This window comes from Neobacillus sp. D3-1R (assembly GCF_052180215.1).
GTDB lineage: Bacteria > Bacillota > Bacilli > Bacillales > Cytobacillaceae > Pseudoneobacillus.
The window spans coordinates 991,292-1,012,070 of the sequence record NZ_CP197471.1; the positions used below are offsets into that span (position 1 = coordinate 991,292).

Below are 20,779 nucleotides of genomic sequence, written 5' to 3' on the forward strand. Positions count from 1 at the left end.
CATGAAAAAGGAGATTAAAATATGAAGCAAATGCCATTAGAAAAAAGAGGGATATCCACCAGCAGATTGGCTTTAGGCTGCATGGGGTTAGGTGGAGAGTGGAACCATGATCCTTATACAAAGGATGATGTCTTAATTGCTGAACGTGCTATAGATGCTGCATTAGAAAGCGGCATTACGATGTTTGATCATGCAGATATTTATAAAATGGGAAAATCAGAAATGGTTTTTGCAAAGGCGTTAAAAGGAAATTCAGCTTTAAGGGAACAAATGATTATCCAAAGTAAATGTGGAATACGCTTTGCTGAAGGGAATGTACCGGGAAGATATGATTTTTCCAAAGAACATATTCTTTCCTCTGTTGATGGTATTCTATCTAGATTAACTATGGAATACATAGATATTTTACTTTTGCACCGTCCTGACCCTTTAATGGAACCGGAAGAGGTAGCAGAAGCCTTTGAACAACTCAAAGGTGCTGGAAAGGTTCGCTATTTTGGTGTATCAAATATGAATGCTTCACAAATGAAGCTTTTACAAGAAGCGCTTCCAGAACCACTGGTTGTTAATCAACTTGAAATGAGTTTGAATCGGATAGATTGGCTTGAACAAGGTGTGTTAGTGAATCAAAAGGCAGGCTTAGACATAAATTTCCCAGAATCAGTTATGGAATATTGCCGGCTAGAAAATGTTCAAATCCAGGCGTGGGCTCCTTTTGCATATGGTATGTATTCGGGACGTGAGTTAGAAAATCCGACAGAATCCATTCTAAAAACACGTGAGCTTGTAGAGCAGATGGCAAAAAATAAAGATACTTCCGCAGAAGCTGTTGTTCTTGGGTGGTTAATGAGGCATCCCGCGATGATTCAACCTATTATTGGAACAACCAATCCTGAACGTATTAGAAAAAGTAAAGAAGCAATCCATGTAGCTGATCAAATGACACGTGAAGAATGGTATTCTCTTTATGTAGCATCTCGTGGGGACCGATTGCCATAATAGAAAAAGTCAGCCTTGAAAATGGCTGGCTTTTTATCACAAAATAAAATGAATATATTTGGACCATTCAATAAAACATAAGGATATTGAAAAAGAAAAAAGGGGACGAAAAAATGAAACTAACTCCAAAGCAACGAATTGAATTGCATGGATTTAATAACCTTACAAAGTCCTTAAGCTTCAATATGTATGATATATGTTATACAAAAACAGTTGAAGAACGCCAAGCATATATTGATTATATTGATGAACAATATAATGCGGATCGATTAACTAAAATCTTATCTGAGGTAACAGATATAATTGGTGCACACATTCTAAATATTGCTAAGCAGGATTATGTACCGCAGGGGGCGAGTGTAACGATCTTGGTATCAGAAGGACCCGTGGAAGAAGCTCCTGCTGAACACTTTGAGGAATCACCTGGACCAGTCCCATTGACAAAGGCATATGCGGTAACAGGTAATTTAGATAAAAGCCATATTACCGTTCATACCTATCCGGAATATCATCCAGATGCAGGTATCAGTACATTTCGTGCAGATATTGATGTTTCAACCTGTGGTGAAATTTCTCCTCTAAAAGCATTAAATTACTTAATTCACTCTTTTGAGACAGATGTGATGGTCATTGATTATCGTGTTCGCGGGTTTACAAGGGACGTAACAGGACATAAATTATTTATTGACCATGATATTAGTTCCATTCAAAATTATATCCCAGATGAAGTTCAAGAAATGTACGATATGATTGACGTCAATGTGTACCAAGAAAATATTTTTCATACAAAGTGTAAGCTAAAAAAGTTTGATTTAGATAACTATTTATTTGGTTACCCTAAGGACAAATTAACAGAAGAAGAACAAGAATTCATTACCGAGCAATTGAAAAATGAAATGGATGAAATTTTTTACGGGAAAAATATTCCTAGAGCAGGATCGGACTTTGAATAATGGGAAAAGCGATTCTTTCTTTATAAGGAGGAATCGCTTTTTTGGATTCGGTTTATAAGTTTTTCTTATGTTTTTAAATAAAATGTTTAAAATTTACTTATATAAATGTAGAGTGTATAGTCAAATAGAAAAACATTCCATTACAGTGGGGATATAACATGAAGATTTTAAAAGATTATTTTAATCAGTTTCATAAAATTGTTTGGGTGCTACTTATAGGAACGATTTTTGCAAGAGGAACAGCTTTTATGACGTTACCTTTTCTATCTATTTATTTGTCGAGGAATATGGACCTTCATCCTTTATTAATAGGATTAACAGTTGGAATAAGTCCGTTAATGGCCACCGTAGGAGGATTTATTGGAGGGCAATTATCTGATCGATATGGGCGTAAGCCTATTATGTTAACCTCTTTATTGATATTGGCTTTAGTCTATTATGGATTTTCCATTGCGAATAGTCCAGGGTGGTTTATTGTGTTAAATGCTTTGAGTGGGTTAAGTAATTCTTTTTTTGAACCGACCTCACAGGCATTAATGTCTGATGTAACGAAAAAGGAAAAAAGAATGAGAGTGTTTTCTTTAAGATATACAGCCATCAATATAGGAGCATCTGTTGGCCCTTTAATTGGTGCTTTTTTAGCGAATAGCTCTCCTAAGCTTACCTTTGTGATTACAGGAACAGCGTATTTTAGTTATTTTATTGTTTTGGTTCTATTTTTAAATACCATTTCAATTCAAAGAAATGAATCGAAAAAAGGTTCTACCTTTATGGAAGCAGTAAAAATTGTTAGAAAGGATAAGATATTACGATATCTCATTCTTGGTGTGATTCTGATTAACATCGGCTATGCTCAAGTAGAGTCCAATTTGCCTCAGTTTCTAGAAGGGTCCATTGAAAAAGGAGTCATGATATATTCTGTTTTACTTTCGATAAATGCTGTTATGGTTGTGTTGTTACAAATGCCAATCAGCCATGTTGCTGAGAGTTATAAACCGATGCAAGTGTTAATTGTCGGCTCAGTTTGTATGTCTCTAGGGTTATTCAGTTTTAGTTTTGTAAATGGATGGGTAGTAGCTATTTTGGCCATGGCGCTTTTAACAATAGGAGAAATTCTCATTTTCCCTTCTAATAGCATCTTAATAGACCAATTAGCTGAGGACCATTTAAGAGGAACTTATTTTGGAGCAGGTCAATTCCGCAAGATTGGTCATTTTTTTGGACCGGTAGTTGGAGGCTTCTTTCTAAGTCATTTCAATGGCCAAATCATGTTTTGGATTATCTCGATCATTGCACTAGGTAGTATCTTTTTCTTTACATTAGGAAATCGTTCTTACGTAAAACTAGCAATGGCAAACCAAAAAAATGATGACTGTTCTGCCTAAAGATAAATACTATCAATAAAATTTGATAAAATTAAAATGAAAGATAAAAGCTATAAAAAGATGGTGACCGGTTTGAATAATAGACATCAAAGCTTGATTCAAAAAGCACAGAACTCTGTAAATGAAGTGAAAGATAAGATTGCTCAAAATCATTGGCGGCTGCAATACCATATTTCTGCACCAGCTTATTGGATAAATGACCCGAATGGATTTTGTTTCTATAAAGGAGAATATCATCTTTTTTTTCAGTATCACCCGTACTCACCTGAATGGGGACCGATGCATTGGGGACATGTGAAAAGTAACGATTTAGTTACATGGGAACATCTACCGATCGCACTAGCTCCAAGTGAGGATTATGACCAGGATGGTTGTTTTTCTGGAAGTGCAATTGAAAAAGGCGGCAAGCTATATTTAATGTATACAGGGAATGTTTGGACAGGAAGAAATCATGATACAGATTTGAAGCAAGTTCAGTGTATAGCATTTAGTGAAGATGGGATACATTTTGAAAAAATAAAGCAAAATCCTGTCATTTCCTCTGCCCCTAATGGAGATATCCATCCATATCATTTTAGGGATCCTAAAGTTTGGAAACATCAAGAGAATTATTATTGTGTGCTAGGCTCCAGAACAAAAGACCATATTGGGCAAATCCTTCTGTATCGATCAAAGGATCTTATCAATTGGGAGTTTATAAATGTTGCTGCTAAAGGGGACGGTAATTTAGGATACATGTGGGAATGTCCTGACATCTTTCATCTTAACGGGAATGATGTTTTAATGATGTCTCCTCAAGGTTTAAGTCCACAAGGATACCTTTATCATAATTTACATCAATCTGGCTATATGTTAGGAGAATTAGATTTTGAAAATGGCATGCTTCATCATGGGGAGTTCCAGCTATTAGATTATGGTTTTGATGTATATGCTCCACAAACCATGATCGACCCTCATGGAAGAAGAATTATGATTGCTTGGATGGCGATGTGGGAAAGTTCCATGCCCGAACAAGAATACAAATGGGCTGGGGCTATGACACTTCCTAGAGAATTAACTATTAAAAATGGCCAAATCATAAGTACACCAGTAAAAGAATTAGAAAAGTTACGTCAGAATCCCTTGTCCTATCAAAATGTAAAGGTTAAAGAAGAAATCGAAATTCCTCATGTGAAAGGAAAATCCATCGAACTTAAATTAATTATTGTTCCTAAAGAAGCGACTACTTTTGGACTAAAACTTAGAGTTAGTGAAAAGGAAGAAACCGTGCTCTCCTATAACAAGGAAACAGAAATGTTTGTGTTTAATCGAAATAAATCTGGAGCAGGACCTGGTGGAGTTCGCGAAGTACCTGTACAACTATTAGATGGACAGCTTCATTTACATATTTTTCTTGATTCCTCGTCGCTTGAGGTATTTATCAATCATGGTGAAAAAGTCATGACAGGTAGAATTTATCCAAGTGAGAGCGCTCAAGGAATCCGATTCTTCGGTGACAAAGAAATAGACCTTATTCATCTAAGTAAGTGGGATTTAAAGATAAATGAGTGATTTCATTTCCTTTTATAAAAGGATTAACGTATAATAAAGAATAATAAATTGAATATTTCCTTCGGGGTAGGGTGAAATTCCCAACCGGCGGTGATGAAGCATCAGCTTCTAAGTCCGTGACCCGTGTAATAAATGTAATTATTATGCGGTGGATCTGGTGTAATTCCAGAGCCGACAGTATAGTCTGGATGGGAGAAGGAATATGTATGGATTTAGTTTTTTTAAATAATGAACTAAAGCCTCTATTTCTTATTGTCATTTTAAGGCCCTGAAGTGAAAACTTTTGGGTCTTTTTTCGTTGAAATAAAGACAAAAGCTTTAAAGTATCCTGCAAAGGAGAATGAATAGCGAATGTTCACAGGAATCATTGAGGAGATTGGCTCTATTTTAACCATTAAGCAAACAGGTGAAGCGATTGTCTTAACAATTGAAGCCAATAAAATCTTAAAAGATGCACAACTGGGTGATAGCATTTCTGTTAATGGTGTTTGTTTAACAGTAACCTCCTTTACGAATAACCAATTTACAGTTGATGTAATGCCGGAAACGGTAAGAGCCACGAGTCTGAAAACTTTAAAACGTGGATCGAAAGTAAATTTAGAAAGAGCAATGGCAGCCGGCGGAAGATTTGGAGGTCATTTTGTCTCTGGCCATGCTGATGGAATAGGAATCATTAAAAGCAAAAAGCAATATGAAAATGCCGTTTACTATGAAATTGGAGTAGAAAGTGAACTTCTTCGATACATTATTTATAAAGGTTCTGTTGCAGTTGATGGTACAAGCTTAACAGTCTTTGGAGTTTCTGATGATCACTTTACCATATCCCTTATTCCTCATACTTTAAGTGAGACTGTCATAGGGTTGAAAGGACCTGGTGATATGGTCAATGTTGAGTGCGACATGCTAGGTAAGTATGTTGATCACTTTTTAGCTAATCGATTGAATACGGAGCAAACTCCAAAAAGAAAGTCGAGTATTACCGAGCAATTTTTAGAAGAAAATGGGTTCAAATAAGGAGAGATAAGAATGTTTGATCCAATTGAAGAAGCGATATATGAACTAATGCAAGGAAGAGTAGTTATTGTTTGTGACGATGAAGATCGTGAAAACGAAGGTGATTTCATCGCGTTGGCAGAAAAAGCAAAGCCTGAAGTGATAAACTTTATGGCTACATATGGAAGAGGGTTAATTTGTATACCGATTGAGGAAAGCCTAGCAGAAAAGCTCGAGCTTAACAACATGGTTTCACGTAATACGGATCCCCATGGTACAGCGTTTACCGTCAGTATTGATCACAAATCATCCACAACAGGAATTTCAGCATTTGAACGTTCCGCAACTGTTCTGAACATGCTAGATCCTGAGGCAAAAGCGGCTGATTTTAAAAGACCTGGCCATATTTTCCCGTTAATAGCCAAAAAAGGTGGAGTTCTTAGAAGAGCTGGCCATACGGAAGCGGCAGTGGACCTAGCAAAACTATGTGGAGCTAAGCCAGCTGGCGTCATTTGTGAAATAATGAATGAAGATGGAACAATGGCTAGGGTACCAGAGCTACGGAAAATTGCTGACCAACATGAACTAAAAATGATTACTATAAAGGATTTAATTGAATATCGGAACCGAAAAGATAAGCTAGTTAATCGTGAAATTGAAATCAAACTTCCTACTGAATTTGGAGAGTTTCGTGCCGTTGGATACTCAAACGTCGTAGATAACAAAGAGCACGTTGCTTTAATTAAAGGAGAAATTGCTTCAGATGAACCAGTACTAGTAAGGGTTCATTCAGAATGCTTAACTGGAGATGTCTTTGGTTCCTATCGTTGTGATTGTGGCCCACAGCTTCATGCAGCTTTAGCTCAAATTGAAAAAGAAGGCCGTGGTGTATTACTTTATATGCGACAAGAAGGCCGAGGAATTGGTCTATTAAATAAAATGAAGGCTTATAAGCTACAAGAGGAAGGGTTGGATACAGTGGAAGCAAATGAAAAATTGGGCTTCCAACCGGATTTAAGAGATTATGGGATTGGCGCACAAATATTAAAAGATTTAGGTATTAAAAAAATGCGCCTTCTAACGAACAATCCTCGAAAAATTAAAGGGTTGAAGGGATATGAACTTGAGGTTGTAGAAAGGGTTCCTATTCAAATGGAAGTTAGAGAAGAAAATGAAAACTATTTAAAAACAAAATATAAAAAGTTAGGTCATATGCTTAATTTTTAAATGGAGGATAATCAAAATGGGTAAAGTATTTGAAGGTCATTTAGTTGGCACAGGGTTAAGAGTAGGTATCGTTGTAGGCCGTTTTAATGAATTTATTACAAGTAAATTATTAAGCGGAGCACAAGATGCTTTAAAAAGACATGGAGTTAGTGAGGACCATGTAGATATTGCATGGGTACCAGGTGCCTTTGAAATACCATTAATTGCTCAAAAAATGGCAAAAAGCAATAATTATGATGCCGTTATCACTTTAGGAACAGTTATTAGAGGATCTACTCCACATTTTGATTACGTATGTAACGAAACAGCTAAAGGAGTAGCTTCTACTGCATTAAATACAGGAGTTCCAGTTATCTTTGGTGTACTAACAACAGACTCCATTGAACAAGCGATTGAAAGAGCTGGAACAAAAGCAGGCAACAAAGGCTGGGAAGCAGCAGTAAGTGCCATCGAAATGGCAAACCTATATAGAGCATTATAATTATATTATTTTAATAAAAAACCGCCAAGGAATGAAGTTTTTTCATTATCCTAGCGGTTTTTTCAATGTACTACGGCCATTTTATGGTTAAAGATTTACCTCTGACTTCTAGTTTCAAGTACCTTCACAACGGAATGGTCTCTAGTTATTCGTGCCCAAATAACACCCAACAATAAACCTAATAAAGCAGGCACTACCCATGCCAAACCATATGATGATAATGGAAGCATACCAACGAACTGATTTAAGCTATTTACTTCTAATCCAAACATTTTTAATCCATCATAGACAGCAAAAACACCGGTAAATAACATGCTCAAACCATAAACCTTCTGTGAACCATTGAAATATCGATGAAAGAATGCTAACACGACTAAAACAATCGTTAAGGGATAAGCCATAACTAAGAATGGAATAGAAACGGCTATAATTTGATTTAATCCCAGATTAGCTACTAGAAAACTAACAACTGTTACGAGTGTCACCACTACTTTATAGCTTATTTTTGGAAACAGCTTATTAAAATAATGTCCGCAAGATATCGTAAGACCTACACAAGTGGTAAAGCATGCAAGGGTAAAAATAATTCCAAGTAATACAATTCCACTTTTACCTAATAAAAGATTTGAAGCGGTGGACAAAAGAGCAGTCCCATTTTCGAATGGACCTTCTGAAGTCATACTAGCCCCGAGCCAACCAAGTGCTACATAAACAATAGCTAAGGCAGTTCCCGCTACAAGACCAGTTTTTAATGTGTAGCTCACTTGTTGCTTTTGCTCCACCACGCCTTTTTGTTGCAGAGCACTTACGACGACGATTCCAAATGCTAAAGCTGCTAAAGCATCCATAGTTGAGTAGCCATCGATAAAACCTTTAATAAATGGTGCTGTTTGATAGGAATCAGCTGGGGTCTGTAAAGGTTGATCAAGTTGAATAAAGGCAATTACACATAAAGAAATAATGGACAATAATAGGGTTGGGGTAAGGAATTTCCCCATATAATCTGTTACTTTAGTAGGGTTCAAGCTTAATAAATAAACTAGTCCAAAGAATATAACGGTAAAAATCAATAAGAGTACGGATAGATTTATTGCTGTATTACCGAGATATGGTTTTAGCCCCATTTCAAAGGCAACATTCGCATTACGAGGAATCCCGAAGAAGGGTCCGATGGATAAATAAACGATTATTGTAAATAAGAATCCGAACTTTGGATGGACATAATTACCGAGTGAACGGACACCATTTTTTGATAAAGCAATGGCTACTAAAACCAGTACAGGCAAACCTACACCAGTTAATACAAATCCAATTATTGCTGGCCAAAAAGCGGTACCTGCTTGAGAACCTAGAAAAGGAGGGAAAATTAAATTCCCAGCCCCAAAGAACATTGAAAATAACATTAAACCAACTAATAGAGTATCTTTCTTTTTCATTTCTTACTTTCTCCTCTCTATGATTAAAGCTGTTTTCGTATAGATTGTGGTTTTCGTAAAAATCCCTAAAGTCGGATTTTTACAGGCTTTCTCTTAATAAGGACTCAGCTCTTTTCTTCATTTTTCATATGAGTTTGACACCCTATATTGTGAAATGCCTATTTATTAGTCAGAAAAAGCAACAAAGTTTCAGAAAAGAGCCTTGATGAAAAAACAAAAAACTCGCCCCTAATAATAGGGACGAGTTAACTCGCGATACCACCCTAGTTCCGCAAATACAAACATTATGCGGCACTCATTCAACGTACAATCATACGTGTTCCTTGGTAACGGAGGACTAGCCGGCAATACTTACTAAAAAACCTTTCAGTATTGCATCTCGGAGATGATTTTCGGATAAGGTCTGGACATCGGCTCGCACCATTGGGTTTAGATTTAAACCCCTACCGATTCTCTGGAGAACAAGATTCTTATCTTACTCTTCTCGTCATCAATTTTTTAAATAGACTAAAAATTATTTAAATATAAAATATCAGCTTTAAAAAACTATGTCAATATATTTAGAAAATATATTTATTTCTGAAAACGATTACATTTTTGTTTGATTTAAAATAATATTTTATACTGACAGTAATGGAGTATGATAATTATTGTTATTCAAACAATAATGAAATGGCTGATAGAGAATAATTAAAGGAGATTCATATATGGAACTAGTTGTTAAAGTTTACTCAGATTATGTCTGACCTTATTGTTTTTTAGCGGAGGTTCCGCTACAAGAGGCGCTGAAGGAAACAGCTGTTGAGGTGGAGTGGATGCCATTTGAACTGCGTCCGTATCCGACAGAAACATTAGAGCCTGAAGGAGAGTATCTCCAAACTACTTGGAAAAATTTTGTATACCCCACAGCTCAAAAATTGGGTAACCCAATTATTTTACCGAAAGTGTCGCCACAGCCCTATACTCATTTGGCCTTTGAAGGTTACCAGTTTGCCAAAAATCAAGGGAAGGGAAATGAGTATAATCATCGAATGTTTACGGCCTTTTTTATCGATGAATTAGATATAGGAAAAATGGATATTTTAACGGATTTAGCTGGTGAGATTGGTCTTAATAAAGAGGATTTTCGTCAATCTCTTGAGAGTCGAGAATATATGGAAGTTCACAAAGCAGCCCTGTACCACGCCTATAACGAAGCAGACATCCAAGTGGTCCCAACCTTTATGATTGGGGAAACCATTTTAAAAGGAATTCGGACTAAAGAAGAGTTAGTTCAAACGATTGAAAAGGAAAAGAATCGGTAAAAAATTATTTTAGGGATATGTATCGTGCTAAAATAATTTTGGCACGATACATATCCCTTATAAATTATTTTTATAGGTTCCGATAAGTAGGCATATGAGTCATTGTGTTGATATTTGGGACGAAGTGAGTTTGGGCGGTATTTACATTTGGTACATAATTGGTTTGGGCATATGTGTTGAACGTTTGTTGTCCAGTTAATTGGTGTTCCATTTGCTCGCAAAGATTAATGACTTGTTGGCATTTCTGAATAGCCAATTCATGTCCTTGTAAACTTTGTTGGATGATTTGAACTGCTTGACGCTCACGCTGTAAAAGCTGTTCTAACATATGGATGTTTTGTTGTTCCGATTGAAGCATTTGTTGATACATTTGATTTCCTTGTTGCGTTTGGTTGATCAATTGTTGAGCAAGCTGCTTGCATTGGTTAATTTGTTGGATACCATGTTGAGTAGTATGCATACCATGTTCCCCCTTATTTACATTAATTGTTGGTTTTGCTTAGGCATTCCAAATGTTGAGTTAGTTGATTGATAAGTACTTAGAAGCGTGTTCATTGTAGCCTGATCAAAAACGGGAACCCTGTAATAGCCGTTTTTGTTCATATAGGTCCATGTTTCATACGCCTGATCAATACAGTTTCTTGCACCTTGTGCCATCATATTTCTTAGCTGTGGGTCAGAGCATTCTAATGCAGCGTAGGTTCTCATAATAGCGGAGGCCTTTGAACAATCGCGCATTCCCGAAGCGACATCTCGGTCATTCATCTGGTTCATCGAGTTATTTGGCTGCTCGGGTGATGAAGGTGTCATTCCATATGATGGCGTAAACGCTTTATTAAGGTTGGCAGGTGGTAAGGAAGTTGAATTTCCTTTGCTATTTAAAGCCTGCACCATCGCATTGTATTCAGAAACCATGAAATTTAATTGGTTTTGAAGGATGTTTTTTAATTCTGGGTCTTGGCAATATGGTTGATATAGTTGAAATTGATTAATTGCATTTATGGAACTACATAATACCTCATGGTACTGTAACGTTTCACCTGCGCCAATAGTTCCTTGGTTCATCATGTTCATTCAACTTGCCTCCAAAGATTAAATGGTGTGGGTAAACAACCCAAGTTCATTTTTCCTTTTTATTGCTTTAAATATGTAAAAAAACTCTCAAGAGCTCTTGAGAGTTTTTACTAGAATAATTTATAAGTGATTAGACCATTAGTTTGAATGTAGATACATAAATTACCATGATTTTGAATAATTTTACTTAATGAAAAAGAGAGTCCATCAAAGTTTAATTCCCAACCTTCTGGAGCCTCATGTTGAATATGAGTAAGTTGTTTAAAAGCTAGCGGGGTTTGAATAAAACCTTCTTCAATTTGATACCATATAGTTTGTAAATATTTCGTTGCGCGAATAGAATCAGGCAAGTTCTTTAATTGTTCCACTGTTATATATCTCATATGATCTCCCCCTAATTAAAGGGTAGGGGAAAGGGCTTGGAAATGCTATCAGTAATTGTTTCCATAAGTAATTATTATTCTTTTTTGCGAAAAGTAAGCAGGACCTGTGTTTTATAAAAAACGTACCCTGTGTCTGCAAAATATAAAAGAAAACATTTATCGGACCTACAATCCGCTATTTATAAATTCTAGAAACTACTGTTCAATTAGTGTTCAGTTTTTCATAAATAAACTTCTCTGTTCTAGCCAAAGAAAAGAGCCGTGATTTCTAACATTGAAATCGACGGCTTTTATTGTGGATTTATGTTGTTATTCAAATGCGAATCATCATTTTCTCCGCCACAACCGAACGGGATGATACTGTTCATTTTATTAACGATTAGCCATCCAAGCAGGTTTACCAAAACCTTTGAATTGTTCATCCATGGTTGCTTCAAATTCAGCGGATTCTACTACTTCTTTTATGTCTTTTGCAAATGTAGCATCCAGGTCTTTCGTATTTACAACGACACGGTTGCGGTAATCATCTGGCATGTCTTCAAGTACAAGAGCATCTAAAAGATCCATTTTTGCGGCTAAAGCAAAGTTTCCTGGGACAGCAGCTAAGTCAACGCTGTCAACAGAACGTGGAAGTTGGCCAGCTTCAATTGGCTGTAATTTGAGATTTTTACTATTATCCTTCACGTCTTTTTCAGAAACTGTAAGTGGATTTACGTCTGGATCTAATGTAATTAATCCAGCATCCTCTAATACTCCTAACGCACGTGCTAGATTGACAGGATCATTTGGTAATGAAATTGTGCTACCTTCAGCGACTTCGTCTAATGAACTATATTTATTAGAATAAACACCCATTGGGGCAGTTGGAACGACTACTAATTCAGATAGTTCTAAGTTGTTTTCTTTTGCAAAGTTCTCCATGTAAATTTTATGTTGGAAAAGATTAGCGTCGATATCGCCGTTTCCAAGGGCTTTATTCGGTTGAATATAATCACTGAATTCTACAACTTCTACTTTATAGCCTTTCTTTTCCAGTAACGGCTTAATTGCTTTTGAAACCATGTCACTGTAAGGACCAGCAGTTGCCCCAATTTTTATTTCCTTTTTATCCTCTGAAGAAGAGGATGATTTTTCTGTATTGCCGCAAGCAGCAATGACTCCAACTGACAACACTAGAACTAATAATAATAAAAGCTTTTTCATTTCTTGTTTCCCCCTATTTTTGTAGAAAATTAATTCGACAGGTGCCTGTCACCATCAATATATTTTTAGCGCTTATCAACAAGTCGGGCGATTTGATCGCCTGATAGTTGGATAAGCTGGACTAAACAAATCAATACAATCACTGTTGTGAACATCACGGTGTTGTCGTAACGGTAGTAGCCGAAGCGTATAGCAAGGTCTCCAATTCCACCGCCGCCGACAATTCCAGCCATTGCTGAAAAACCAATTAAACTAATTGTTGTTAGAGTAATACCTTGAACAATTCCTGGACGAGCTTCAGGAAGTAATACATCTTTTATAATCATCCAAGGTGTGGCACCGACAGCAACAGCTGCCTCCACGACACCTTTGTCTATTTCACGTAGAGAGGTTTCTACGAGTCTAGCAAAAAACGGAATGGCCGCTACAGACAAGGAAACACTTGCAGCAGTAGGCCCAATAGTTGTTCCTACAATTAAGTTTGTTAATGGGATGAGTCCAACCAATAAAATGATAAAAGGTATGGAGCGTATCGTATTAACAAAGAAACCTGAAAGAATTTTAGTAGGTAGATTTTCTAAAAATAAACCTCGGTCCGTTACAAATAATAAAACTCCAAGAGGTAACCCTACTACAATTGCAACAGCTAATGAAATGAGGACCATATAAAGGGTCTCAAAAAAAGCTTTGTTTAAATCCGGCAGTATCTCAATGATGGAATCAAGCGGCATCTAAGACCACCTCCAAGTTATTAGTACGTACCTTTATGTAATCAATAGCACGATTAACTTCTGTTTTTTCACCGGATAACTCCATAATAAAAATCCCTAAGGGTGTCCCTTGGATATATTCGATTTTTCCATGAAGGATATTCCCTTTAACTTTGAATTGTTGCAGCATATCGGAAACAACAGCTTCTTCTGCAACCAATCCTTTAAATTGAATTTTTACAATTGTACCTACTCTGCTTTCGAGTAGATGTTCTGGTAATTCAAAATGAAGAACACTATTAATGAATGCTTTTGTTAGAGGTTGTTTTGGCTCTGCGAAAATTTCATATACAGGACCTTCCTCGATGACTTGACCATTTTCCATAACCGCAATTCGATCACATATATCTTTTACAACGTCCATTTCATGGGTGATTAACACAATGGTTAATCCAAGCTCTTTATTTATTTTTTTTAATAAAGATAAGATAGACTTCGTTGTACTTGGGTCCAGTGCTGATGTTGCCTCATCACAAAGAAGAACATGTGGGTTATTCGCAAGAGCTCTTGCAATTCCAACTCTTTGCTTTTGACCACCGCTTAGCTGTGCTGGATAAACATCACGCTTGTCGCTCAGTCCAACCAATTCAAGTAATTCTGTCACACGAACATCGATTTCAGTTTTTGGTTTATTTGCTGCTTTTAAGGCGAAAGCAACATTTTCAAAAACTGTTTTCGAGGAAACGAGATAGAAATGCTGGAAAATCATACCAATTTTTTGCCGTGCAGCTCGAAGATCCTTTTCATTTAAGGAAGTTAACTCTAGATTATCGATATGAATGGCACCAGATGTCGGTTTTTCTAGCAGATTTAAGCAACGGAGAAGTGAACTTTTTCCAGCACCGCTATAACCGACAATCCCATATATTTCTCCTTTTTGAATGGTTAGGGAAACATCATTAACCCCTACCACCGTACCCTTCTTTGTTTTGTATTCCTTTACGAGATTTTCAATCCGAATCATCTCTGTAAACCTCCCGAATATCAGATTTGAAAAAATAAAAAAGCCTCTTTCATCTGAAAGAGGCATCGTAAACAATCTATACGACTTATCTCTCAGAATGAAATCATTCTGTAGGAAGTGGCACCGTTCCTAAAAAGGAGGTTGCCGGACGTCATAGGGCCTATCCCTCGGTCACTCTTGATAAGTTTGAAATATGTAATTTTTTTAACTAAGTCGTATCATAATCCTAAGAAAATGTTCTGTCAATCCGTTTTTTTTGAAAAATAAGTTAGTAAACGCTTACAATGTTGTCTTTAAAAGGGGGAAAATTTTTTACCACCAAATTTGCGGTGCTTCTGTTTCTTTAACATCAAACAATAAATTAGATTGTTCATTCCAATTGAGACTTTCCAAAAATTGATAAATATCTTCTTCGATTTTATTTCTTTCATTTTCGAGCGTGATGATGTGACCTGATTGCTCATACCATTTAATTGATTTTTCACTAGAATGAACATGATTAAAAATAATGTCCGGGCTTTGTAAATCAATGACATTGTCTTTTCTTCCTTGAATGATTTGGATTGGTGCTTCCACATTTTGTAGATTTTGTTTTACTTCTGCCACTAAATCTAGGAGACCTTGCACGGCTGGAATAGGTTGTTTCGTTAACATATTTAATTCTTGTGAGATTTGTTCATCCGTTTTTCCTTCAAACTTTTTATAACTTTCAGCGTATGAACGGACCATTTCGTTTAGAACAGAATCACGAACAAATCCCATTGGAGCACACATTGGAATAACCGCCACAACTGGTTTTTCCATCGCAAGCTTTAATGACATTACCCCACCTAAGGAGATGCCAGTTACCGCAATCTTTTTAAATCCCATATTTACTAAATGTTGATATCCGGTAAGAACACTTTGCCACCAGTCAGAAGGAGTAGAATTGGCCAATTCATCAGGAGATTCCCCGCCATGACCTTTATATTGAGGACCATGACACGTATAACCTTTACTCTCTAAAAACCTTCCTAACATACGAACATCAGCTGAATTTCCGGTAAAGCCATGTAAAAGTAAGACTGCTTTTTCTCCGCCTTCAAAGGTAAAGGGTTCTGGTTTAACGATCTCCATATCCAATTCTCCTTCATGTTTTTTAGAAAGGCTGTTTTCGTATAGTTTGTGGTTATCGTAAAAATCCCTAAAGCCGGATTTTTACAGGCTCTCTCTTAATAAGAGATCAGCTCTTTTCTTCATATCCTATGAGTTTCAACACCCTATATAGTGAAATGCCTATTTATTAGTTAGAAAAAGCAACAAAGTTTCAGAAAAGAGTCTTTAGAAAAAAGGTGACTCGATTTCTAAGAGTCACCTTCAAAAAAGTTGCGAAATTTATTTTTATCCTGATTAGCTTCATCTGTAAGGTAAGGATTTTCTTCGGTGACATCTTTTGGGTCTAAATTTGTTTTGATGACAAGCATTGGCGAGCTAGGTTGTCGTGCAATCATTCGATCATCAAGACTGTCGAAATCCGGTAAATTGTGTCGATTCTTTTCGTCCACATCGATCACCTCCTTGTATTAGAATGTCTATATAGACATATTGTTATGTAAAGGCTGTTTTCGTTTAGATTGCAGTTCTTTAGAAGTGAGTAGCTCTTTTCTTGATTTTAAACGAGTTTCAATTTACTACATTGAGTAATCCCTTTTAATAAATAACATTAGTAACAAAGTTTTAGAAAAGAGCCTATGTAAAATAATAGAAGGTAGGTATATGTATTGGTTCAACTAGTATTTTTTGAAAAAAAGTATGAAGAAAAATTATTATCATTTCAGTTACCTGAAGACCAGCATCAATTTACAGGACTTCCCGTTGATGTTTTGGAAATATCCATTCAAGATAAAAACCGTTTTCCGATTGTCATTTCGAGTGATAATGAGGTGGTAGGATTTTTTGTTCTTCACTATGGAGAGGATATACGTTCGTTCACTAGCAATCCTAACGCTATGCTCCTGCGTGCTTTATCCATTGATTTTAATGAACAAGGAAAAGGATATGCCAAAAAAGCAATGCAGCAATTACCGCAATTTGTCAAAAATAACTTTCCACAGGTGAATGAAATTGTCCTGGTCGTTAATAAAAGAAATGAGGGAGCAAGAGTTTTATACGATAAAACGGGATTCGATGATACAGGTGAAGAACGAATTGGGGAGATAGGTCCACAATACTTGATGCATTTACAAATTAAGTAGGTATAAAATCTGGAAAAAGACCCACCCTTTAACACTTTACTTAACTAAAATTTCCTTTGACACAATTCGACATAGATTGTATGATGATAAGCGTTCATTTAATAATTGCACACCGTGTTCAGGTGTGTTTTTTGTTTTTTTAAAATAAAAATTAAAATAGAGTAAGATATTAAGTATATTAGAAAATCGATGATGAAAAGTGAGGCGAAAACAGATGGGGCAGAACAACAAACTTGGATTCTGGATTTTAACAGCATTAGTGATTGGTAACATGGTTGGTTCAGGGATTTTTATGCTTCCACGTTCTTTATCAGAAGCTGCGAGTCCTGCAGGGGTAATGGGTGCATGGATTTTAACAGGTGTTGGAGTATTAATGATTGCACTAGTTTTTGGGAACTTAGCGATTCGAAAGCCAAACTTAACAGGTGGGCCGCAAATATATGCGAAGGAGCTTTTTAAGAAAGATTCGAAAGCATCCATTCTTTCAGGATTCATGGCATCTTGGGGATATTGGATTGGAAACTTTGCTGGGAACGTAGCGATTATTACTACTTTTACTGGATACCTTTCTACATTCTTCCCAATCTTAACAAGTGATGCTGAACTTCTACAAATTGGCTCTTTTCAATTAAAAGTAGGAAATGCTTTAACCTTTTTGGTCGCTACCATTTTGCTTTGGGGAACTCACTTTATTATCTTACGTGGCCTTGATAATGCAGGTAAGTTAAACTTCTTGGCAACTGCAACAAAGGTTATTGGATTCTTTCTGTTTATTGTAGTAGGTTTATTTGCCTTTAATTCTGCTAACTTAGTGCCATTTGTTGCCCCACGCGTTGGGGACGCTGGTCAAACATTTGGTTTATTTGGACAAATTAATAATGCAGCCGTTTCTACCTTATGGGCTTTTATTGGTGTTGAATCAGCTGTTGTTTTTGCTTCAAGAGCGAAGAAACAAACGGACGTTAAGCGTGCTACCATTTTAGGTTTATTGATTGCATTAGCGATCTACATTGGGATCAGTACTTTAGTGATGGGAATGCTGACACAAGAAACGTTAATCGCTTCGGAAACACCATTAATCGATGCTATTCAAACTGTATTAGGTCCAGTTGGTGGAAAGGTATTAGCAGCTATTGGATTAGTAAGCTTAATCGGTTCAACCATCGGTTGGGTAATGCTAAGTGCGGAGGTCCCTTACCAAGCTGCAAAACAGGGACTATTTTTAAAATCATTTTTAAAAGTAAACGATAATGGAATTCCTGTTTTCTCTTTAGTACTAAGTAATGGCTTAGCACAATTATTTATATTCTCTACCATCTCTAATTCCATTTCAGCAGCTTTTGATTTTGTTATTTATGTGGCAACATTAGCTTATTTAGTACCTTACTTTATTTCATCTGTATTCCAAATTAAATTGGTCGTTACTGGTGATACGTACGCAAATATGATGAAGGATCGTTGGGTAGATGGAATGATTGCTGTCCTAGCAACGGCCTATTCTATCTGGGTCATCATTGCCGGTACCGCAGATATCAAAACATTCACCTTTGGTATGCTGCTATTAGCAAGTGGAATTGTCTTCTCTAAACAAGTATTAGCTCAAACTCAGAAAAAACAAAATGATACCCAAAAAATAGCATAAAAAATGAAGAGACTAGCCATCTTTATTTGGACTAGTCTCTTTTTGCATTTTTTATACGGATCTTCCAAGAAAGGCTTTTAACATCCATACATGTTTTTCTAAGCTAGAATGAATCGCTAAAAGCATATCACCTGTAATTTCATCATTTTCGTTTTCAGCAATGGACATTCCTTCTATTAATTCACCAATTAAAAGAGAAAAATCGCTAGAAATAGCTTGTACCATTTCTTCAGCCGATTCAGTTCCGGATGCTTCATGAACAGAAGCCATGGCCAGGCATTCTTTCATTGTGGCAACTGGTTGTCCACCAATGGCTAATAGTCTTTCTGCCAATTCATCAATATGAAGACTTGATTCATTGTAAAACTCTTCAAATTTCGTATGCAGAGTAAAAAATTGATTACCTTTTACATACCAATGATAATTGTGAAGTTTAATAAATAATACAGACCAGTTGGCTATTTGCTTATTAATCATACTTGAAAGCTGGTTATCCATTTTGATTCCTCCATTTCTAAGAACAAATAGGACTATACTTTTCCCTACCAATTTTCATTTTCCCCATAATAAACCATATTAAACAAACTAAATATTCAAGATAATTTACCACTTTAAAGCACCGGGGGTCAGACCCCCGGTGCTTTAAAGTGGTGATGTATTTTTGACGTTGTTCTGTCACAAAGCTTTGAAGATAATTTGAACTTTGTTCTGTTTTTCACAATTGAGAAACCATATTTTCTATAATGAAAATATAAATAACCGGAGGTGTTAGAAATGAATGTAACTACCATTATTGAATTAGAAAATAAAGAAGTGGAAAAAATGACAGGGGCAAAATTAGTTTTCACCCAAGAACATATTGATGAAAATATTGTTGAGACTTGTGTAGAGTGCTTAAAATTTGAAGGATCAAACCAATGTATTGATACAGATGATGCCATGCAAATGGTTTTTGATAAGCTGAAGTTAGAAGGTACCATTCCTGAAAATGTTCAAGAATTTTCGTTCCAAATGCCATCTTGTGAACGTATTAAAAAGGATGTCTATAATGAAAGTGACATGCCACAAAAGGTGATCATTACTTTTATGTCTTAATAGAAGTTCCTTTTGGAACTTCTTTTTTATAAATGTGATAAAAGTCAAAGCGGATTCGACTAAGAGTTTTTATAATAAATGAGTGTTAGACCATAAAAATAGTACCTTATCTGTAAGCGCTTACAAATACTAATGGAGGCCATAAGAAAATGGATACAAAAATCACTATTTTCACTGGCCATTTTGGCAGTGGTAAAACTGAAATTGCCATCAATAAGGCTATTACAGAAAGAAAGCTACATCAAAAAGTAGCCATTAACGATTTAGATGTCATTAATCCTTATTATCGTACGAGAGACATCAAGCAAGAATTCCAAAACCTAGACATTGAATTGATTGCCCCAAAGGGACATCTTGCTATGGCAGATTTACCAATTGTATCAGGTGAAATTTATCGTGTTCTCCATGACCCGGCTTATCGAATTATTATCGATGCAGGTGGAGATAAGGACGGGGCAACGGCTCTTGGTCAGTATTATCATGAGTGGAAAGGCATGAATCCAGAAATGCTGTTTGTATTAAATGGAAATCGTCCATATGTCAGTACAATAGATGGGGCAATATCTACTATTCAAAGAATTGAAGAAGCCGCACGTTTACCGATAAAAGGAATTATAAACAACACGAATATTGGTTCTGAAACAACGATGGAAGACATCCAAAAAGGATTGGAATTAGCCAATCAAGTTTCAGAAATAACGAAAATCCCCTTACTATATACAACCATCTCAGATCATCTAAAAGATATCTCAATCGAATTTTCTAAACAACATCCAGTCATTTTTATACATCGTTATATGAAACTCCCTTGGGAAAATAAATAAGGAGGAAACAGAAAATGGAAAAAAGAGTTGAATTTACCGAAGACATTTGTAAATCTTGTAGCCTCTGTATAAATGTTTGTCCAACAAATGTCATTTTTCTTGCCGATTATTTGAACGGAAAGGGATATCGGCCAGCTACCGTTTTGGAGCAAGAGAAATGTATTAGCTGTGCAAAATGTGCTCAAATATGTCCAGATTCAGTTATTACCGTTTATCGTCCTAAAAAGAAAAAATTATCTGTTTAGCAAAAGGAGTTGAGTT

Annotated in this window: 23 protein-coding genes, 2 riboswitches and 1 other annotated feature; of the genes, 13 read left to right on the top strand and 10 right to left on the bottom strand. The window is 36.1% G+C overall.

Annotated elements, in window-relative coordinates:
• Positions 1 to 21 precede the first annotated feature (21 nt).
• From ACSBPO_RS04950 to ribH, 7 genes are all read left to right on the top strand, one after another.
• The gene (locus tag ACSBPO_RS04950) at positions 22 to 999 is read left to right on the top strand and encodes an aldo/keto reductase (protein WP_442598958.1); all 978 of its coding nucleotides are present in this window, start codon (positions 22 to 24) and stop codon (positions 997 to 999) included.
• A gap of 113 nt (positions 1,000 to 1,112) precedes the next feature.
• Complete coding sequence (gene speD, locus ACSBPO_RS04955; protein ID WP_442598959.1) at positions 1,113 to 1,952, top strand: adenosylmethionine decarboxylase; 840 nt, start codon at positions 1,113 to 1,115, stop codon at positions 1,950 to 1,952.
• Positions 1,953 to 2,110: 158 nt separating this feature from the next.
• Positions 2,111 to 3,337 carry an MDR family MFS transporter gene (locus ACSBPO_RS04960; protein WP_442598960.1) on the top strand — a complete coding sequence of 409 codons (1,227 nt, stop codon included), beginning with the start codon at positions 2,111 to 2,113 and terminating at the stop codon, positions 3,335 to 3,337.
• A gap of 63 nt (positions 3,338 to 3,400) precedes the next feature.
• Positions 3,401 to 4,888, top strand: a complete 1,488-nt coding sequence (locus ACSBPO_RS04965; protein ID WP_442600308.1) for a glycoside hydrolase family 32 protein — start codon at positions 3,401 to 3,403, stop codon at positions 4,886 to 4,888.
• A gap of 53 nt (positions 4,889 to 4,941) precedes the next feature.
• Positions 4,942 to 5,092, top strand: a riboswitch (FMN riboswitch).
• Between the two features lie 147 nt (positions 5,093 to 5,239).
• Complete coding sequence (ribE, locus tag ACSBPO_RS04970; protein WP_442598961.1) at positions 5,240 to 5,902, top strand: riboflavin synthase; 663 nt, start codon at positions 5,240 to 5,242, stop codon at positions 5,900 to 5,902.
• 12 nt (positions 5,903 to 5,914) lie between these two features.
• Positions 5,915 to 7,108, top strand: coding sequence for a bifunctional 3,4-dihydroxy-2-butanone-4-phosphate synthase/GTP cyclohydrolase II (locus ACSBPO_RS04975; RefSeq protein ID WP_442598962.1), 1,194 nt, complete (start codon positions 5,915 to 5,917; stop codon positions 7,106 to 7,108).
• A gap of 16 nt (positions 7,109 to 7,124) precedes the next feature.
• Complete coding sequence (gene ribH, locus ACSBPO_RS04980; RefSeq protein ID WP_442598963.1) at positions 7,125 to 7,589, top strand: 6,7-dimethyl-8-ribityllumazine synthase; 465 nt, start codon at positions 7,125 to 7,127, stop codon at positions 7,587 to 7,589.
• Between the two features lie 95 nt (positions 7,590 to 7,684).
• On the opposite strand, the gene brnQ is transcribed toward ribH, so the two are convergent.
• On the bottom strand, positions 7,685 to 9,025 hold the full coding sequence (brnQ, locus tag ACSBPO_RS04985) for a branched-chain amino acid transport system II carrier protein (protein ID WP_442598964.1): 1,341 nt from the start codon (positions 9,023 to 9,025) through the stop codon (positions 7,685 to 7,687).
• A 233-nt stretch (positions 9,026 to 9,258) separates the two neighbouring features.
• Positions 9,259 to 9,525: a binding site (T-box leader), on the bottom strand.
• A gap of 306 nt (positions 9,526 to 9,831) precedes the next feature.
• Between brnQ and ACSBPO_RS04990 the strand changes: the two genes are divergently transcribed.
• Complete coding sequence (locus ACSBPO_RS04990) at positions 9,832 to 10,329, top strand: DsbA family oxidoreductase (RefSeq protein WP_442598965.1); 498 nt, start codon at positions 9,832 to 9,834, stop codon at positions 10,327 to 10,329.
• A 70-nt stretch (positions 10,330 to 10,399) separates the two neighbouring features.
• Here ACSBPO_RS04990 and ACSBPO_RS04995 read toward each other — a convergent pair whose 3' ends face one another.
• The 8 genes from ACSBPO_RS04995 to ACSBPO_RS05030 form a co-directional block, all read right to left on the bottom strand.
• Positions 10,400 to 10,789 (bottom strand): hypothetical protein, encoded by a 390-nt coding sequence (locus ACSBPO_RS04995; protein WP_442598966.1) that lies wholly within the window; start codon positions 10,787 to 10,789, stop codon positions 10,400 to 10,402.
• Positions 10,790 to 10,806: 17 nt separating this feature from the next.
• Entirely contained in the window at positions 10,807 to 11,403 is a 597-nt protein-coding gene (locus tag ACSBPO_RS05000) for a spore coat protein (protein WP_442598967.1), read from the bottom strand.
• A 110-nt stretch (positions 11,404 to 11,513) separates the two neighbouring features.
• The gene (locus ACSBPO_RS05005) at positions 11,514 to 11,786 is read right to left on the bottom strand and encodes a hypothetical protein (protein ID WP_442598968.1); all 273 of its coding nucleotides are present in this window, start codon (positions 11,784 to 11,786) and stop codon (positions 11,514 to 11,516) included.
• 372 nt (positions 11,787 to 12,158) lie between these two features.
• Positions 12,159 to 12,989, bottom strand: coding sequence for a MetQ/NlpA family ABC transporter substrate-binding protein (locus tag ACSBPO_RS05010; protein WP_442598969.1), 831 nt, complete (start codon positions 12,987 to 12,989; stop codon positions 12,159 to 12,161).
• A 65-nt stretch (positions 12,990 to 13,054) separates the two neighbouring features.
• Complete coding sequence (locus ACSBPO_RS05015; protein WP_442598970.1) at positions 13,055 to 13,720, bottom strand: methionine ABC transporter permease; 666 nt, start codon at positions 13,718 to 13,720, stop codon at positions 13,055 to 13,057.
• Positions 13,710 to 14,723 carry a methionine ABC transporter ATP-binding protein gene (locus ACSBPO_RS05020; protein ID WP_442598971.1) on the bottom strand — a complete coding sequence of 338 codons (1,014 nt, stop codon included), beginning with the start codon at positions 14,721 to 14,723 and terminating at the stop codon, positions 13,710 to 13,712. Before ACSBPO_RS05020 ends, ACSBPO_RS05015 begins: the two co-directional genes overlap by 11 nt.
• An 82-nt stretch (positions 14,724 to 14,805) precedes the next feature.
• Positions 14,806 to 14,910, bottom strand: a riboswitch (SAM riboswitch).
• 125 nt (positions 14,911 to 15,035) lie between these two features.
• Positions 15,036 to 15,839, bottom strand: coding sequence for an alpha/beta hydrolase (locus ACSBPO_RS05025; RefSeq protein ID WP_442598972.1), 804 nt, complete (start codon positions 15,837 to 15,839; stop codon positions 15,036 to 15,038).
• A gap of 227 nt (positions 15,840 to 16,066) precedes the next feature.
• Positions 16,067 to 16,267, bottom strand: a complete 201-nt coding sequence (locus tag ACSBPO_RS05030; RefSeq protein WP_442600443.1) for a hypothetical protein — start codon at positions 16,265 to 16,267, stop codon at positions 16,067 to 16,069.
• A gap of 216 nt (positions 16,268 to 16,483) precedes the next feature.
• Here ACSBPO_RS05030 and ACSBPO_RS05035 point away from each other — a divergent pair, with 216 nt between their 5' ends.
• Positions 16,484 to 16,957, top strand: a complete 474-nt coding sequence (locus ACSBPO_RS05035; RefSeq protein WP_442598973.1) for a GNAT family N-acetyltransferase — start codon at positions 16,484 to 16,486, stop codon at positions 16,955 to 16,957.
• Between the two features lie 214 nt (positions 16,958 to 17,171).
• Positions 17,172 to 18,599 (top strand): amino acid permease, encoded by a 1,428-nt coding sequence (locus tag ACSBPO_RS05040; protein ID WP_442598974.1) that lies wholly within the window; start codon positions 17,172 to 17,174, stop codon positions 18,597 to 18,599.
• 51 nt (positions 18,600 to 18,650) lie between these two features.
• On the opposite strand, the gene ACSBPO_RS05045 is transcribed toward ACSBPO_RS05040, so the two are convergent.
• Positions 18,651 to 19,097 carry a Dps family protein gene (locus ACSBPO_RS05045; RefSeq protein ID WP_442598975.1) on the bottom strand — a complete coding sequence of 149 codons (447 nt, stop codon included), beginning with the start codon at positions 19,095 to 19,097 and terminating at the stop codon, positions 18,651 to 18,653.
• 276 nt (positions 19,098 to 19,373) lie between these two features.
• Here ACSBPO_RS05045 and ACSBPO_RS05050 point away from each other — a divergent pair, with 276 nt between their 5' ends.
• The 3 genes from ACSBPO_RS05050 (at position 19,374) to ACSBPO_RS05060 (ending at position 20,763) form a co-directional block, all read left to right on the top strand.
• Positions 19,374 to 19,694, top strand: coding sequence for a hypothetical protein (locus ACSBPO_RS05050; protein WP_442598976.1), 321 nt, complete (start codon positions 19,374 to 19,376; stop codon positions 19,692 to 19,694).
• A gap of 149 nt (positions 19,695 to 19,843) precedes the next feature.
• Complete coding sequence (locus ACSBPO_RS05055) at positions 19,844 to 20,518, top strand: hypothetical protein (RefSeq protein ID WP_442598977.1); 675 nt, start codon at positions 19,844 to 19,846, stop codon at positions 20,516 to 20,518.
• A 14-nt stretch (positions 20,519 to 20,532) separates the two neighbouring features.
• A complete protein-coding gene (locus tag ACSBPO_RS05060) occupies positions 20,533 to 20,763 on the top strand; it encodes a 4Fe-4S binding protein (RefSeq protein ID WP_442598978.1) in 231 nt (76 codons plus the stop codon).
• Positions 20,764 to 20,779: the final 16 nt, after the last annotated feature.